Genomic DNA, 17,012 nt, shown 5'->3' on the forward strand with positions numbered 1-17,012 from the left:
CGCGCCACCGGCTCAGCGAGCGAGCGTGAACGGCGCCACCAGCAGATCCTCCTCCCGCGAACTCGGCCCCACGAGCAGACCGAACTCGCCGGGCTCGACGATGCGCCTGCCCGCGGCATCCACGATCGTGCACTCCACGGCGGGGATCACCAGTCGCACCCGCGCCGTCTCGCCGGGGGCCAGGTCCACCTGGCGGTACGCCTTCAGCTCGCGATCTGCCCAGCTGACCGAGGTCACTTCGTCCCGCACATAGGCCTGCACCGTCTCGCGCACGGGTCGAGCGCCGCTGTTCGTCACCGTGACCTCGGCGATCACATCGCCCCCCGCCACAGAGACCGCCAGATCGGCGTAGTCGACCGTCGTGTACGACAGCCCTTCGCCGAACACCCACGCCGGCGCCTGAGTGAGATCCGCATAACGGTCGCCGTGCTGCCCGCGGATCTGGTTGTAGAACGTCGGCTGCTGGCCCGCATGCCTGGCGAAGGAGATCGGCAGCCGCCCAGACGGCTCCACGATCCCGCACAGCAGCTCGGCGATGGCACGCCCGCCCTGCATCCCCGGATTCGCCGCCCAGACGACCGCAGCGGCCCGCGAGACGGATGCCGGCAGCACCAGCGGCTTCGAGGCGAGCAGCACCACGACGACCGGCGTACCCGTGGCGACCAGGGCATCGAGGAGCGCGTTCTGCCCGCCGATGAGTTCGAGCGTCGCCGTGGAGCGCCCCTCGCCGTGCAGCTCGATGCGATCGCCGACGACCGCGACGACGACGTCGGATGCCGCGGCGAGCGCCGTCGCCTCGGCGATCAGCGCCGGGTCGGGATCCGCCGGCAGGAACGCGCGGTCCCACGGAACCAGGTCGAGGGCGCCTTGCCTCTCATCGAAGGCGAGGATGTCGGCGCCGAGCGCGTGCGCGACCGAGACGCCGTCGATCGCGCGCAGCCCATCGAGGACCGTCGTGATCATCTCGCGCGGTTGCCCATCGAGCCGACCGGCCTGACCGGACCCGCCGGCCCAATCGCCGAGCTGCGTCTGCGCATCGTCGGCGAGAGGCCCGACGACGGCCACCCGCACCGGCTCCGACGGGGACGACGAGCCGCTCACGCCCCCTGGCCGCAGGGGCAGCGTCCCGTCGTTCTCCAGGAGCACGACCGAACGGCGGGCGATCTCGAGGTTGAGGTCCGCATGAGCTGGACGGCCGATCACTGCCGCCGCCTCGTCGCTGGGCAGACGAGGGTCCTCGAACAGGCCGAGCTCGAACTTGAGGACGAGGATCCGCTCCACAGCGGTGTCGAAGGCGTCCTCAGGCAGGAGGTCCTGCGCGACGGCATCCAGCGCTCCTTCGAAGAACAACGGGGTGTTCATCACCATGTCGTTGCCCGCTGAAACCGCTGCAGCGGCCGCATGGGCGTAGTCGGGCATGACCTGCTGATCCCACACCATGCGGCCGATGTTGTCCCAGTCCGTGATGAGGGTTCCGGTGTATCCCCACTCGCCGCGCAGCACATCGCTGAGCAGCCAGTCGTTGACCGTGATCGGCACCCCGTCGGTGGTCTGGTAGCCGAGCATGAACGTCCGGCACCCTTCGCGTGCGACGCGTTCGAAGGGCGGCAGGAACCAACTGCGCATCTTCCGGCGCGAGATGTCAGCCTCACTCGCGTCACGGCCGCCCTGCGTCTCCGAGTACCCCGCGAAGTGCTTCGCCGTCGCGAGGATCGCGGTCGGGTCGCCGAGGCCGTCGCCCTGGTAGCCGCGCACCATGGCGCTGGCGAGCTCCCCGATGAGGAACGGATCCTCGCCGAAGGTCTCGTTCACACGCCCCCAGCGCAGATCCCTGGCGACGCACAGCACCGGTGAGAACGTCCAGTGGATGCCGGTGACGGCGACCTCCTCCGCGGTGGCGCGGGCGACGCGCTCGACGAGCTCCGCGTTCCACGACGCCGCCATGCCGAGCTGGGTCGGATAGATCGTGGCGCCGGGCCAGAACGAGTGCCCGTGGATGCAGTCCTCCCCCACCAGCAGCGGGATCCGCAGCCGGGTCTGCATCGTCAACTGTCGCGCACGCAGGAGCGCCTCGGCAGACGCATGAAGGACCGACCCGACATGACGGCGCAGGATGTGGTCCTCCAGGTCGTCACGGGCATCCAGCTGAAGCATCTGCCCGATCTTCTCCTCCACCGTCATCCGGGAGAGCAGATCGGCCACGCGAGCCGGGATCGGGAGGGTGGTGTCCAGGTAGGGGAGCGTGTCCGTATGCGATGTCATTTCTCTTCGTTCTTCGTGATGTCGAGGGGGCGCACGGCGGTGACGGCGTCATTCACGTCGAGACCCTTCTTCTTCATCGCGCGGGCGCGTTCTCCCGCAGATCGCAGGCGAGGATTCACGTACTCGTCGATGCCGAAGTTGATCAGCGAGAGCGCGACGCCGATGGCGGCGATGCAGAGCCCGGGCGGCAGATACCACCACCACTGGTTCTGACCGAAGGCGCCCTGCGCCGAGGCCCAGTTCAGGATCGTCCCCCAGTTGTACGTGGTGACCGGGATCACGCCGATGTAGGACAGCGTGGTGAGCCCCAGGATCGCGGCCGTGACGGTCCCCACGAAGCTGGCCGCGATGAGCGCCATCAGGTTAGGCAGCATCTCCATCGTGATGATGCGTCGCAGCGGCTCGCCGTTCGCACGGGCCGCCTGGATGAAGTCGCGGTTGCGCAGTGACATGGTCTGAGCGCGAAGCACACGGGCTCCCCAAGCCCAGCCCGTGATGCCGAGCACCGCGGCGATGAGGATGAGCGGCGGCTCCTCGAACAGCGAGGCGACGATGATGATCAGCGGCAGCCCGGGGATCACGAGGAACACGTTGGTGAGCGCGGAGAGCGCCTCGCTGCGCCACCCGGTGACATACCCCGCGATGACGCCGATCACGATCGCGATCACCGTGGCGATGACCGCGGCGAGGAACCCGACCACGATCACGCCCCTCGTCCCGTGGATCACCTGGCTGAGGACGTCTTCCCCGATATGCGTCGTGCCGAGCCAGTGGGCCGCGGAGGGCGGCTGGAACCGGGCGGTGTTGTCGACCTTGGTGGGCGAGTACGGCGCGATGACGTCGGCAAAGATCGCGATCAGGACGAAGAAGCCGAGGATCGCCAGGCCGGTGATCGACTTCCCGTTGCGGAACATCGCGAACGCGGAGGCGAACCGGGCCAACGGGCTCTGACGCGGCCCCGGTGCGCCGCTGCCGGCATCCGTACGCAGGGTGAGCGTGGCCGGCGATCCGGCTGCCGGCGTGCTCCGCAGCAGGTCAGGGCTCTGGGGTGTCGAAGTCATGCTCAGACCTCCGTCTGCCGCGTGCGCGGATCGAGGAACGCGTAGGCCAGGTCGGCGAGGATGTTCGCCACCAGGACCGAGAGGGTGATCACGAGGAACACGCCCTGCATGAGCGCGTAGTCCTTCGCATTCGTCGCATCGAGCAGGAGCTTGCCCACGCCCGGATAGCTGAAGACCATCTCCATCACGATCGTGCCTCCCACGATGAAGCCGATCGACAGTGCGAAGCTCTGGATCTGCGGCAGGACGGCGTTGCGAGCGGCGTAGCGCCAGAGCACGCGCCGATTGGGCATCCCCTTCGCCTGGGCGACGGTGATGTAGTCCTCGTCGAGCACCGTGAGCATCATGTTCCGCATGCCCAGCATCCATCCGCCCAGCGAAGCGACCACGATCGTCGCCGCCGGCAGGGTGCCGTGCCTGATCACCTCGCCGATGAACTCCATCGACCATTCCGGCGTCACTCCCACGCCGTACGCCTTGCCGATCGGGAACCAGCCGAGGTTGACGGAGAACACCGCGATGGCGAGCAGGCCGAGCCAGAAGTAGGGGATGGTGCTCAGGAAGGTCGTGACGGGGATCAGGACGTCGAGCTTCGATCCCCGACGCCACCCGATCACCGCACCGCCGACGGTGCCGATCAGGAACGAGACGATGGTCGCGAACCCGACGAGGCCGACGGTCCACGGCAGCGCCTGGGAGATCACCTCGGTGACCGGGCGCAGACCGTGCAGCAGCGAGATGCCGAGGTCGCCGCGCAGCAGCAGGCCCCAGTAGTCGAGGTACTGCTGGAACAGCGTCTTGTCCGTATCGAGCCCGAGCAGCGCCCGCAGCGCCTCCGCCGCCTCGGGAGACACGTCCCTGTTTCGTGCGAGGTACTGGCTGACCGCGTCACCCTTCATGAAGCGCGGGATGAAGAAGTTGATCGTCAACGCCGCCCAGAGGGTGAACAGGTAGAAGGCGGCCCGCCCGCCGAGGAAGCGCCAGGGGATGCGCGATCTCCCGGCGACGACGGCCGTGGCCGCGGTGCCTGCGGCGACGGCCTCTGTGGCGGGGATCTGAGGTTCGACGGCGGTCATCGTGCGCCTCCCTGAATGCTCGCGAAGTGCCGCTCAGGGTCGGGGGATGCCGCACGCAGCGCCTGCGTGTACGGGTCGCTGGGACGCAGGATCACGTCGTCGGCGGTGCCGTGCTCGACGATGCGCCCCTGATTGAGCACGATGATCTCGTCGCTGAAGTGTCGCGCGGTGGCGAGATCGTGGGTGATGTAGAGGACGCCGAGACCTTCCTCGCGCTGCAGATCGGCGAGCAGGTTCAGGACGCCGAGACGGATCGACACGTCCAGCATCGAGACCGGTTCGTCGGCGACGAGGATGCTCGGACGCGAGGCGAGCGCACGGGCGATGGCCACGCGCTGACGCTGCCCGCCGGAGAGCTCGTGCGGGCGACGATCGATGACCGCATCCGCATCGAGGCGCACGCGTTCGAGGAGTCGGCGCACCTCGCTCTCCGTCTCCTCCTTCGGCACGACGTCGTCGAGGCGCAACGGGCGCTCGAGGTGGTATCGGATCGAGTGGTAGGGGTTCAGCGAGGCGAAGGGATCCTGGAAGACCATCCGCAGCTGCTGGCGGTAGTCCCGCAGGCCCTTCCCCCGCCGCGGGATGGGGGCGCCGTCGAGCAGCACTTTGCCCGCGGTGGGCGTCTCGAGCTGGGTGAGGATCTTCGCGATCGTCGATTTGCCGCTGCCGGACTGCCCGACCAGCCCGATCGTCTGACGGGAGTTCACCGTGAAGCTCACATCATCGAGGGCGGTCAACCGACCGGCGCCGCGGACGTTGTAGATCTTGCTGATATGGCGGAACTCGAGCACGCTCATCGCACCACCACCCCCCTGTCTCCGGTGAGCCGCGGGAACGACGAAAGCAGCGTCCGGGTGTACTCGTCCTCTGGCGACGTCCAGATCCGCTCGGCCGTGTCGATCTCGACGATCTCCCCCCTGCGCATGATCGCGATGCGGTCGCTGATCTCGAGCAGCAGCGGCAGGTCGTGGGTGATGAAGATCACGGAGAATCCGAACTCGTAGCGAAGCTGAGAGATCTGCTGCAGGATCTCGCGCTGGACGAGGACATCGAGGGCCGTGGTCGGCTCGTCCATCACCATCAGCTGCGGACGCAGGGCGAGCGCCATCGCGATCATCACGCGCTGGCGCATCCCACCGGAGAGCTCGTGCGGGAAGGAGCGGACGCGCTGCGCGCCCACCTTCACGATCTCCAGCAGCTCTGCGACGGCGGTGCGGCGTTCGCGCCGCCCCATGCCAGGCCGGTGCACCTCGAACACGTCCTCGAGCTGCGCGCCGATCGTGGCGACCGGGTTAAGGGCGCTCATCGCGCCCTGGAACACCATCGATATCTTGTCCCAGCGGAACCGGCGCATCTGCTCGGGGCCGAGCGCGTTGACATCGATGTCCTGCCCTGAGGCGTCATGGAAGGTCACCTCGCCGCCGGTGATCACGGCGGGCGCCTTGAGAAGGCGCTGGATGCCGTAGGCGAGTGTCGTCTTGCCGCAACCGGATTCTCCGGCGAGACCGAGGATCTCACCGCGTTGCAGCTCGAGTGTCACGTCCGTCACCGCCCGGACGGGTGGATCGACGTCGTACACGACCGAGAAGTCGCGCACGCTGAGCAGGGGATCTGTCATGGAGTACCTCGTGTCATCGCACCCGTGGACGGGCTCAGGAGCGTCGGCCCGCTGAGCCCGTCGACGGGCTGGCGGATTACTTGGCGGTCAGGTTCGTCAGGACCTGCACGATGCCCGGCTGGGTCGGGTCGGCAGAGGCGTACTGATCGTCCTCGGTCGGGAAGCCGACGTAGTTGCGCGTGTTGTACTCGCCGAGCAGTGGATGCGCGCCGAGCGGGATGGCAGGGATGTTCTCGGCGAACGCCGTCTGCAGCACGGCCCCTGCCGCCTCACGTTCCTCCTCGGAGCCGGCGTTGGCGTAGGTGTTCAGCGCCTCGGTGACCGCGGGGTCGTCGAAGCGGCCGAAGTTGAACGACGCCTTTCCGTCGACGATCCACTTCGGGTCCATCGTGGAGGTGTAGAGGCCGTAGGCGTTGCCGGTGTCCTCGAGCCAATGGATGATCGCCTGGAACGTGCCCTCCTGGCGCGCGGCGTCCCAGCCGCCCCAATCGGGCTGATCGACCTTGACCTCGATGCCGAGGCCCTCGCCGAGCTCTTCCGCGAGCAGCGCCTGCTCGGTGTTCCAGTCGCTCCATCCGGCGGGAACCGAGATCGAGAAGGCGACCGCTTCGCCGTCCGGATCGATCAGCTGGTCGCTTGCCCAGGTGTAGCCGGCATCGGTGAGGATTTCCTTGGCCTTGTCGATGTCGACCGAGTAGTTCTGGTCTTTGTACTCCGGCAGGATCTCGTCGGAGAGGAGCGTGCCGAGCCCCGTGACATTCCACACCGGCTCGCTGGCGCCTTCGCGCGCGATGTCCACGTATGCCTGCCGATCGATCGTCCACGCCAGCGCCTCCCGGAGGGCTGGATCGTTGAACGGCTTGGTCTGCAGGTTCATGAAGAGCGTTCCCGCGCCGGCGGTGGGCGAGACGAGGAAATGGTTGTCCTCGTCGGCGGCGAGATAGCTGTCCTCGATCTGAGGGATGAAGGCCTGCGCCCAGTCCGCCTCTCCGGAGACGAGGGCGGTGGTCAGCGCGGCGTTGTCGCCGTAGGAGACGTAGTGCAGCTCCGGGACGGCGAGATCCCCGCCCCAGTAGTCCTCGTTCGCCGTGAGGGTGACGGCCTCCGTCGTCCAGCTGGACAGCACGTAGGGGCCGGTTCCCACCGCGAGGCCCTCACCCGTGAGCGGGTCGGTATTGGGATCCTCGATGCCCTCCCAGATGTGCTTCGGGACGATCGGAGTGTGCAGCACGCGGGACTGCGAGGTGTACTTCGAGTTCCCGAACGTGAGCGTGATGGCATCGCCGTCGACGGTCGCGCCCTGGTAGTCGAGCCCGGCGGAGTCGGTGAGCTTGCCGTTCAGGAACTGGTCGAAGGTGAAGACGATGTCGTCACCGGTGAACGGCTCGCCATCGCTCCAGTTCACACCGCTGCGTGGGACGACGGTGAGCTGCGTGTAGTCCTCGTTCCACTCCACCGACTCCGCGAGCCACGGCGTGGTGCCGAGGTCGCCCGTCGGGTTGACGAGCGCCAGCGGCTCGAAGATCACCTTCGCGTAGCCGTACTTCGAGGCGGAGGAGTCGCCGAGGTAGGGGTTGTGCGATTCGGTGGTGATCGCGCCGTCCGGCTTGGCGATCGTGAGAGCGACGCTGCCGCCGGTGGCCGCGTCGTCGTCGCCTCCCCCGGCCGAGCATCCGGCCAGCGCTGTGGCACTGAGGGCGGCGACCGCGAACGCGGCGATCAGGGACTTTCTGAGCTTCATTGCTACTCCTTGGGCACGGGTCGTTGTGCGGGGGACACGTAAACTTACTGGCGAGAAAGTAAGTTACGCTGACAGTACCCGGCCGTCACTACGATGGCAAGCGGACCAACGACGGGAAGCGAGAAAAGCGTGGCGATCAGCAGCGACAAGCCCGTGCGCAGTCGTCCCGGCACACGAGCCAAGCGCGAGCAGATCCTCAAAGCGGCCGTGGAGATCTTCGGAAACAAGGGGTCGACGAACGGCACGCTCGCCGATGTCGCCGAGCAGGTCGGGATCACCCATGCCGGTGTGCTGCACCATTTCGGGTCGAAGCAGAAGCTGCTGCTGGAGGTGCTCGCCTTCCGCGACCAGGCCGATGTGCAGGACCTCGATGGCAAGCGCATCCCCGGTGGGCCCGAGCTGTTCCTCCATCTCGTGCGCACCGCGTTCGCGAACGAGATGCGCCCCGGCATCGTGCAGGCGTACACGGTGCTGTCGTCCGAGTCGGTCACCGATGACCACCCTGGACGCGAGTACTTCGAGCACCGATACACCACGCTGCGGCGCGAGGTCTCGGATGCTTTCGCTGTGCTCTGCGACCAGCAGGGCGTCACCGACCGGTCGACCGTCGCGGCGGCATCCGCCGCGATCCTCGCCGTCATGGACGGCCTGCAGCTGCAGTGGCTGCTGCACCCGGAGATCATCGACCTCGGCGACGCGAGCGAATTCGCCATCCGCGCGATCGTGAACGGCGTGCTGAAGCCCGGCCCCGAACTGTCCGACTACACGAACGAGCCGCCCGCCCGCTCGCCGCACTGACCGGGCGACCGGGCTAGGGTGAGGCCATGACGATCGACCTAGAAGCCCTGTACATCGATCTGCACCAGCATCCGGAGCTCTCCTTCCAGGAGACGCGCACCGCCGGCATCGCCGCCGCGCACCTGCGCGATCTCGGACTCGAGGTCGAGGAGGGGGTGGGCGTGACCGGCGTCGTCGGGATGCTCGCCAACGGCGATGGCCGCGTCGTCTGGCTGCGCGCCGACATGGACGCCCTGCCCGTGCGAGAAGAGACCGGGCTCGCCTACGCGAGCACCGCCCACGGCCTCGACCCCGACGGACACGAGGTTCCGGTGATGCACGCCTGCGGTCACGACATGCACGTCACCGCCATGATCGGAGCCGTCGAGCGCCTCGTCGCCACCCGCGACGCGTGGTCCGGCACGATCGTCGTGATCATCCAACCCGCCGAGGAGTTTGGCGCCGGCGCCAGGGCGATGCTGGATGCCGGCATCCTCGACCGCTATCCGAAGCCGGACATCGTGCTCGGCCAGCACGTCACCCCCTTCCCGACCGGCATCATCGGGGTCCGAAGCGGCACGCAGATGTCGGCGTCAGACGGCCTCAGCGTCGTCATGCACGGCCGGGGCGGCCACGGCTCTCGCCCGCACACGACCATCGACCCCGTGGTCATGGCCGCCGCCACGGTGATGCGCCTGCAGACCATCACCTCGCGCGAGATCGACCCGAAGGACGTCGCGGTCGTCACCGTCGGCTCGCTCCACGCGGGCCTGAAGAACAACATCATCCCCACCGAGGCCAAGCTGGAGCTCAGCCTCCGCTACCCCACCGACGCGATGCGCGACAAGGTGCTGGCGAGCGTCGAGCGCATCGTGCGCGCCGAGGCCGCGGCATCCGGCGCCGAACGCGAACCGGAGATCACCACCCTGCACACCCTTCCTGCGACGATCAACGACGAAGAGGCGACCGCGCGGGTCGAGGCCGCCCTGCGTGCGAAGCTCGGCCAGGACGCCGTGATCGACCCCGGCCTGTTCACCGGCAGCGAGGACGTCTCGTGGTTCGCGCGCGATGCCGGCGCACCGCTCGTGTTCTGGTTCTGGGGCGGGCTGGATGCGGCCGTCTACGCGGATGCCGTGGCGAACGACACGGTCGACAGCACGATCCCCACCAATCACTCGCCGTTCTTCGCGCCGGTCATCCACCCGACGATCGAGATCGGCGTCACGGCGATGGAGACCGCGGCCCGGGAGTTCCTGGCCTGAGCATCCGCCCCTACCCCCTCGCCCACCGCCCACCTCGGCGATGCCCCGGATGCGGGATCGAATAAGCACCGCGCGAGGCCTCCTCCGGTGCTTTTTCGATCCCGCAGGGCAGCGGGCGAGCGCGGGCGAGCGAGGTCAGGGGGCAGTGGGCGAGCGCGGGCGAGCGCGGTCAGGCGGCGAGCGCCGACACGGGATCCTCCGCGAGATGCGCCATCGACGTGCCCGTCTCGCGGCTGAGCGCACGCAGCAGCCCTGAGCGGGTCGCGTAGCCGGCGAGGCGGGCCGCAGCGGCGAGGTCGCCGCCGCCGAGCACATGGGCCACGGCCCCGTTGAGACGAACCCTGGTGCGCCACCGCGTGAAGGAGCATCCCGTCTCCGCCGCGAAGATGCGCTGCACCTGCCGCACGCTCATGCGATGTCGTGCGGCGAGGTCCTCCAGCGTCCGCGGCGAGCGCATGGCCTCGCGCGCGAGCAGGCGCGCGGCGGGATGAGCGGGCAGGACGACAGGGAAGTACGGCGTCGCCACATCCGCCAGCACGCGGCCGAGCGCACGGCGGAACGGCCGGATCTGCTCCTCGGTCGTCGGCGAGGCCACGAGTGTGGTCATCATCGCCTCCACGAGGGCTGGCACGACGCCGAGGCGCACCACACGCGCGGGCGGCTCGGCGGTCGCCTCCAGCAGCGGGCCGAGCACCATGCCGCCGTCGTGCACCCGCAGCGCATGCGGGACGTCGACCTGCAGCCACGCCGCCTCGTGCGTGCCCAGCGCGTACTCCCGGCCGTCGACGATGAGTGTGGCCGTCCCGCTCACGACGAAGATGAGGTGCGGCTCCGGGTGCGAGTGCTCATCATGGCCGAGGAAGCGGATCGCCGTCTCCTCGACGAGAGATCCGAGCGCGCTGATCATCATCATGGGCTCCTCTCGGACGTGTCGCTCCCGTCACCGTCCGTGTCGCGTCCGTCACACACGCGCTGGTCGGCAAGCATAGGCTCACCTTACCCGAGTCGACTATCCTTCCGCCGAGGTACTCATGGCGCATCGCGCATTCACATCCCATCCGCTCGTCGTCCGCCGCGTGAGCGTGCAGCGCGTCGAAGACGTCACGCCTCGAATGCGGAGGGTGGTGGTGGGAGGCGCGGCGCTCGGCGTCCAAGTGATCGACGGTCACGAGCACAGGGCCTTCGCGGCTCCGGGCTTCGACGACCACGTCAAACTCGTCTTCGCGACCGACGGCGACATCGAGGCCGCGCTGCCCCGCCAGGTGGCGACGGGCATCGAGTGGACGGTGGCGGAGCATCGCGCCGCCAGGGACTACACGCCCCGCCGCGTCGACCTCGCCGCGGGCGAGCTCACGCTCGACTTCGTGCGACACGGCGACGGCCCCGCGGCGGCGTGGGCGGAATCCGCGAAGCCCGGTGACGAGCTGTGCTTCGTCGGGCCCAAGTCGTCCGTGCGCCTGCCGGAGGACATCGACTGGATGGTGCTCATCGCCGATGAGACCGGTCTTCCCGCCGTGGGGCGTTTCCTCGACGAACGGCCGGCGGCATGCCCGGTGCACGTGCTCGTCACCGTCGAGGACGAACAGGGTATCCAGCCCCTCGTCGTCGCCGACGGCGACAGCCTGACCTGGACCATCGCCCAGGGAGCGGACGCAGACGCTCTGGAGCGCGCAGTGCGCGCCCTGCCGATCCCCGAGGAGGGCCATGGCTACGTCTGGGCCGCCGCCGAGAGTCGCGCCCTGCTGCCCGTGCGGCGCTACTTCCAGCGCGAGGTGGGCATCCCCAAGGACCGGTTGAACATCACGGGATACTGGCACGCCGAGGCTGCCGAGGACGAGACCTCGGTTCCCGCGTTCCCCGCCGTGCCCGATCCCCTCCCCTGGTTCGCCGTGCGCGCGGCGCTCGAGCTCGGCATCATCGACGCGCTGGCGGACGGTCCGATGACCGAGCGGATGCTGGTACAGCGCATCGGCGCGGCGCCCGCAGGGATCACGGCGATGCTTCCCGTGCTCACCGCGCACGGGGTCGTGATCGATGACGGCGGGATGCTGCGCCTCGGCGCCGCCGGCGAGGAGCTCCTCGATGAGCACGAGCGCGAGGAGTACCTCGGGCTCGACGCCGATATCCTGCTCACCCTCGCCTCGCTCGCACCCGCGATCCGAGCAGGCGACTCCTCCTGGGCCGCGCACCACGGACGCACTCTCGCCACGGCGGCCGACGAGGAAGGGACGCTCGGTGACGAGCTGACCGAGCACGCAGGCAGACTCGCCTTCCTCCTCGACGGGCTGCTGGCCGATCCGCTGTGGGCCGAGGCGCACACCTGCGTCCTCGTAGGTCCGGGTTCCGCCGCGGTCGCCGGCGCGATCGAGGATGCCGGTCTCGACGGGCTCCACGTCCTGCACGCCGGGGACGAGCCCCCGGAACGACAGGAACGGCTCGCCGATCTCGCCGTGCTGGCCCTCGCGCTCGGCCACCGCACCGACGAGGAGTCACGTGTGCTGCTGGCCGGTCTCGCAGGCTCCGCGCGGATGCTCGTCGTGATCGAGGAGGCACGTCCTGACGCCCTCGGCGGGTCAGCGGGCGACGAACTGCTCTTCTATGCGGCCACGGGCAGCGGGCTTCGCGACTCCGCGGCGATCGCCGCACTCGGCGCACCGGCCGGCTGGCTGCTCGAGCGGGAGGTCGAGCTCGGCTGGGGCACGATCGCTGCGGTGCTTCGCCGCCCCTGACGGCCCACCACGCGACGCCACGCAGCCGCGCGACTACACCTGGACGATACGAGGAGGCGGCGGCGCGAGCTGACGGTTCGGCGAGCCGTGCGCCTCGCGGTGCAGCCGCTCCATGCGCAGGTCGAGCTCGGCCGCGGCATCCGCGGCGTCCGACAGGCTGTCGGCCAGATGCGAGGGCACCTGGTTGGAGAACTTGTAGTAGATCTTGTGCTCGAGGCTCGCCCAGAAGTCCATCGCGATGGTGCGGAACTGCACCTCGACGGGAACCATGAGCGCGCCGGTCGAGAGGAACACCGGCACCTCGATGATCGCGTGCAGGCTCTTGTACCCGTTGGGTTTCGGGTCCTTGATGTAGTCCTTCACGACGCGCACCGAGACGTCGTCCTGCGCCGTGAGCAGGTCGAACAGTCGATAGACGTCGGCGACGAAGCTGCAGGTGACGCGGACGCCGGCGATGTCCGTGATCTCGGCGCGGATGCGGGCGAAGTCCGGCTCGTCGATGCCCTTGCGCGCGATCTTCTCCACGATGCTGTCCGGGGTCTTGAGCCGGCTCTTCACGTGCTCGATCGGGTTGTACGCGTGATCGTGGGTGAACTCGTCCCGCAGGATCGAGATCTTCGTCTCGACCTCGCGCATCCCGAACTCGTACTCCCGCAGGAAGCGCTGGAACTCGTCGCGGAGCTCTTTCGTCTGCCGAATGGTGTCCTCGGTGACGTCAACGGTCGTCATGCACCCGACGTTACGCGTTCGTGATCGGAAGTTGCTGTGCGATCCCGATGAGATTCCGGGCGGCGTGAGGATGCCGTGAGCACGCCGCCTGCACCCGTATGTTTTCCGTGAGGATCGCGTCAGGATCCCTCATCGGGGAGTAGCGTCACCGGACGTGACGAACGAGACCCGCGACCCGCAAGCGGTCAAGCGCATCCTCCTCGGCGAGCCGATCTCCTCCGCGGAGAGCGCCGAGCAGCTGCTGCCCAAGCGCCGCGCGCTGCCCATCTTCGCGTCGGATGCGCTCAGCTCGGTGGCCTACGCCCCGCAGGAGCTCGTGATGATCCTGCTCATCGGCGGGCTCACCTTCCTCTCCTTCACCCCGATGGTGGCCGTCGCGGTCGTCGTGCTGCTCACCGTCGTGGTGCTCAGCTACCGCCAGCTCATCAAGGCCTATCCCTCCGGCGGAGGCGACTACGAGGTCGCTCGCAAGAACCTCGGCGAGATCCCCGGCGTCGTCGTCGCCTCGGCCCTGCTCGTGGACTACGTGCTGACGGTGGCGGTCTCGGTCGCTTCCGGCGTCGACAACATCATCTCCGCGCTCCCCGGCCTGGACCCGCTGCGCGTGGAGCTGGCCGTCGGCTTCGTCATCCTCATCATCATCGTGAACCTCCGCGGCGTCCGAGAGGCCTCCTTCGCCTTCGCCATCCCGACCTACATCTTCATCGGCTCGGTGGGCATCATGATCGTCACGGGCCTCATCCGCACGGTCCTCGGCGATGCGCCGGTGGCCTCCAGTGCAGAGTTCGCCGTGCACACGGAGGATCTCAGCCAGGCCGCGGTCATCCTGCTCATCCTGCGCGCGTTCTCCAGCGGATGCTCCGCCCTGACCGGCGTCGAGGCGGTCTCCAACGGCGTGCCGGCGTTCAGGGCGCCGAAGGTGCGCAACGCCCAGTCGACGCTCGTGCTGATGGGCACGATCGCGATCTGCCTGTTCTCCGGCCTCACCGCGCTCGCGCTCATCACCGGCGTGCACTACGCGGAGAACCCCTGCGACCTGATCGGCTTCGACTGCACGACACCGCAGCCCAGCCTGATGGCGCAGGTGGCTGCGGCGACCTTCGGCGGCGGAAGCATCCTGTTCTTCATCGTGCAGGCCGCCACCGCCTGCGTCCTCCTGCTCGCTGCGAACACCGCTTTCAACGGGTTCCCGCTGCTCGGCGCCGTGCTCGCGAAGGACGGCTACGCCCCCAAGGCCCTGAACACGCGCGGCGACCGCCTGGTCTTCTCCAACGGCATGATCGTGCTCGGGATCGCCGCGATCGTCGTGCTGGTGGTCTTCCAGGCGCGGCTGACCACCCTCATCCAGCTCTACATCATCGGCGTCTTCGTGTCGTTCTCGCTGGGCCAGATCGGCATGGTGCGGCACTGGCGGCGGATGCTCCGCCGCGGGCGCAGCAGCGAACGACGGGGGGCGATCTCGGGCCTGGTCATCAACTCCGCCGGCGCGACGCTGACGGTGCTCGTGCTCCTCATCGTCACCGTGACGAAGTTCACCCACGGCGCCTATCTCGTCTTCTTCGCCATCCCGATCCTCGCCTTCCTCATGATGGGCGTGAAGCGCTACTACCGCGACGTCGACCATGAGATCGCCATCGACGACACCACGCACTTCGGCGCAACGGGGGATGTCGCGCTGGTGCTGGTGAGCAAGCTCCAGAAGCCGGTGGTGAAAGCGATCGACTACGCCGTCGCGGCCAAGCACGGCAAGACGATCGCGATCCACGTGGCGGTGGACGCCGACGACGCAGGACGCCTGCAGAAGGAATGGACCGATCATCTGCTCCCCGTGCCGCTGGTGATCCTGGAATCGCCGTACCGCTCCTATGCGGAGCCGATCGAGCAGTTCATCGCCCAGTACCGCGAGAAGCACGGCTCCTCCGTCGTGACCGTCTACCTGCCGCAGTACATCGTCGGGCACTGGTGGGAGACGTTCCTGCACAACCGGCGAGCCAGGCGGCTGGCGAACCAGCTCATGCTCGTGCACGGTGTGACGATCACCCTCGTGCCCTGGCTGCTGGACTCCTCCGAGATCATCTACGGACGCCGCTCCCGCCCGATGCCAGGACAGGAGCGGGCGGGCAGGCCGGTGGTCGTGTCGGGCAGGCGCGCTCGCCGCCCGGAGGGGCCGGCCGACGACGAGGGCTGAGCGCCGCTACTCGCCCCCGGCGACGTCCTCCGGGTCGAGCGCGAGCCACGGCGAGGAATCCGGGTCGACCTCGGCGGCCTGCGGGCTGTCCGCGTTCGTCCACCAGCGCGCCTCGTAGGGCAGCGAGTCGAACAGCACGCGGTCCCCGCGCTGGTAGGTCTCATCGCCCGACCACTCGGGGTAGGTCCCCGCGGGCACCGTCGGCACGGGCACGGGCGTCTCACCGGGGAGCACGGGGCCGATCAGCCGCCATGGGGTCTCGTACTCCTGGAGCACGGGGTTGTCGGGCACATCGCCCTCGGTCCACCACTTCGCCTCGTAGACGTTGCCGTGCCAGACGACGCGGGTGTCCGTCCGATACGAGTGCTCCTCGTTCCAGATCTGGTACGGGCTCGTCGCCGGGTCATCCGTGACGACGGGCACGGGCTCGGAGGTCGTGCGGATGCCGGCACCGGAGAGCGGGCTTCCGGTGAAGCCCTTGCCGAGGACGGCGGCGAAGAGGCGGTCGCCCTGGTCGACACCGCTGCAGGAATCCGAGACCTCGCGGAGATCGACGACGTTCACGCCGCAGGTGGCGTCACGGTTCAGAGACCACATCGAGGCTCGGCCGAGCCTGTTCTCGACGGCGAAGGCGTTCACCCGCTCCGCATCGTCGAATCCGAAGACCTCGTCGCGGACGTCGTTCTGGCCGATCATGGGCGTCACGCCGAGCTTGTTCCACAGCGTCGCATCGGTGAGCTCGGTGCCCTGACGCTCGTAGAGCACGCCGAGCTGGCGCTGAGTGCCCTGCAGGGCGGAGACGGATGCCTCTCCGAGCGTGGTGTCGTCGACGAGACTCGCACCGTAGTTCATGGTCATGACGTTGACGCCGGTGAGCTCGACGCCCGCCTCGAGGAGCGTCGCCACGGCCTCCGTCCCCTCCTCGGTCAGACCCGCGGGCGTCACGGGGAGGGTGACCCATACGGCGATCGGATGGCCCGCGACTGCGCGCTCGCTCTGCAGCGCGGCGACGGCCGCCGCACGGCGCTCACTCGCGTCGTCGTCGACGAGCGCAGGACCTTCGATGTCGAGGTCGATCGCGTCGATCCCGTAGCGGTCGACGACCGACCGATAGGCGTCGAGCAGACGCCCCTGGTCCTCGCACACGATCGCGAGCTCGTCATTGGCCTGTCCGCCGAAGGAGATCATCGCCTCGCCGCCCTGCTGCTCGAGGCGGGCGAGACGGCGATCCAGATCGAGCTGCTCTGCTGCCTCGGTCAAGCTGTACGCACCGCCCCACGACGGCGTGCACGGCTCCTCCGGGTCGGCGACCACGAAGCTCAGCACGACGTTCTCGTCCTGCGCGGAAGCCGGGTTCTCGAAGGCGTACGCCGGGGTGGCCGTGACGTCGACGTATCCGCCGAACCACGGCTCCGCCGTGACGGTCTGGGTGTTGGCGAACCAGCGCCAGCCCTGGAAGCCCGCGAAGACGAGCGCGGCGAGAACGCCGATCACCAGCGTGAGTCGCCACGGGGAGAGATGACGGTTCGGAAACCGCTGGGACATGATCCTGCTCTCCCTGCGTGATCG

General features: G+C 68.6%; 13 protein-coding genes. 4 read left to right on the plus strand and 9 right to left on the minus strand.

The window, feature by feature from the left end; genetic code table 11:
* Nucleotides 1-12: 12 nt before the first annotated feature.
* The 6 genes from ACWGJP_RS04390 to ACWGJP_RS04415 form a co-directional block, all read right to left on the minus strand.
* Nucleotides 13-2,262 carry a glycoside hydrolase family 3 N-terminal domain-containing protein gene (locus ACWGJP_RS04390; protein WP_452328530.1) on the minus strand — a complete coding sequence of 750 codons (2,250 nt, stop codon included), beginning with the start codon at nucleotides 2,260-2,262 and terminating at the stop codon, nucleotides 13-15.
* Complete coding sequence (locus ACWGJP_RS04395; protein ID WP_452328531.1) at nucleotides 2,259-3,323, minus strand: ABC transporter permease; 1,065 nt, start codon at nucleotides 3,321-3,323, stop codon at nucleotides 2,259-2,261. Before ACWGJP_RS04395 ends, ACWGJP_RS04390 begins: the two co-directional genes overlap by 4 nt.
* 2 nt (nucleotides 3,324-3,325) lie before the next feature.
* Complete coding sequence (locus ACWGJP_RS04400; RefSeq protein ID WP_452328532.1) at nucleotides 3,326-4,399, minus strand: ABC transporter permease; 1,074 nt, start codon at nucleotides 4,397-4,399, stop codon at nucleotides 3,326-3,328.
* Entirely contained in the window at nucleotides 4,396-5,196 is an 801-nt protein-coding gene (locus ACWGJP_RS04405; protein ID WP_452328533.1) for an ABC transporter ATP-binding protein, read from the minus strand. The genes ACWGJP_RS04400 and ACWGJP_RS04405 overlap by 4 nt, the downstream gene beginning before the upstream one ends.
* The gene (locus tag ACWGJP_RS04410) at nucleotides 5,193-6,017 is read right to left on the minus strand and encodes an ABC transporter ATP-binding protein (RefSeq protein ID WP_452328534.1); all 825 of its coding nucleotides are present in this window, start codon (nucleotides 6,015-6,017) and stop codon (nucleotides 5,193-5,195) included. The genes ACWGJP_RS04405 and ACWGJP_RS04410 overlap by 4 nt, the downstream gene beginning before the upstream one ends.
* 76 nt (nucleotides 6,018-6,093) lie before the next feature.
* Entirely contained in the window at nucleotides 6,094-7,758 is a 1,665-nt protein-coding gene (locus ACWGJP_RS04415; protein ID WP_452328535.1) for an ABC transporter substrate-binding protein, read from the minus strand.
* Nucleotides 7,759-7,851: 93 nt separating this feature from the next.
* Here ACWGJP_RS04415 and ACWGJP_RS04420 point away from each other — a divergent pair, with 93 nt between their 5' ends.
* Nucleotides 7,852-8,556, plus strand: a complete 705-nt coding sequence (locus ACWGJP_RS04420) for a TetR/AcrR family transcriptional regulator (protein ID WP_452328536.1) — start codon at nucleotides 7,852-7,854, stop codon at nucleotides 8,554-8,556.
* 26 nt (nucleotides 8,557-8,582) lie between these two features.
* Nucleotides 8,583-9,797 (plus strand): amidohydrolase, encoded by a 1,215-nt coding sequence (locus ACWGJP_RS04425; RefSeq protein ID WP_452328537.1) that lies wholly within the window; start codon nucleotides 8,583-8,585, stop codon nucleotides 9,795-9,797.
* 169 nt (nucleotides 9,798-9,966) lie between these two features.
* Here ACWGJP_RS04425 and ACWGJP_RS04430 read toward each other — a convergent pair whose 3' ends face one another.
* The gene (locus tag ACWGJP_RS04430; protein WP_452328538.1) at nucleotides 9,967-10,707 is read right to left on the minus strand and encodes a helix-turn-helix domain-containing protein; all 741 of its coding nucleotides are present in this window, start codon (nucleotides 10,705-10,707) and stop codon (nucleotides 9,967-9,969) included.
* 121 nt (nucleotides 10,708-10,828) lie between these two features.
* Between ACWGJP_RS04430 and ACWGJP_RS04435 the strand changes: the two genes are divergently transcribed.
* Complete coding sequence (locus ACWGJP_RS04435; RefSeq protein WP_452328539.1) at nucleotides 10,829-12,526, plus strand: SIP domain-containing protein; 1,698 nt, start codon at nucleotides 10,829-10,831, stop codon at nucleotides 12,524-12,526.
* A gap of 33 nt (nucleotides 12,527-12,559) precedes the next feature.
* On the opposite strand, the gene ACWGJP_RS04440 is transcribed toward ACWGJP_RS04435, so the two are convergent.
* Nucleotides 12,560-13,255, minus strand: a complete 696-nt coding sequence (locus ACWGJP_RS04440) for a GTP pyrophosphokinase (protein WP_452328540.1) — start codon at nucleotides 13,253-13,255, stop codon at nucleotides 12,560-12,562.
* A gap of 154 nt (nucleotides 13,256-13,409) precedes the next feature.
* On the opposite strand from ACWGJP_RS04440, the gene ACWGJP_RS04445 reads away from it, so the two are divergent.
* Nucleotides 13,410-15,443, plus strand: a complete 2,034-nt coding sequence (locus tag ACWGJP_RS04445; RefSeq protein WP_452328541.1) for an APC family permease — start codon at nucleotides 13,410-13,412, stop codon at nucleotides 15,441-15,443.
* A gap of 6 nt (nucleotides 15,444-15,449) precedes the next feature.
* Here ACWGJP_RS04445 and ACWGJP_RS04450 read toward each other — a convergent pair whose 3' ends face one another.
* Entirely contained in the window at nucleotides 15,450-16,988 is a 1,539-nt protein-coding gene (locus tag ACWGJP_RS04450) for a chitinase (RefSeq protein WP_452328542.1), read from the minus strand.
* Between the last annotated feature and the right edge of the window lie 24 nt (nucleotides 16,989-17,012).

The sequence above is a fragment of the Microbacterium sp. NPDC055903 genome, from assembly GCF_053615555.1.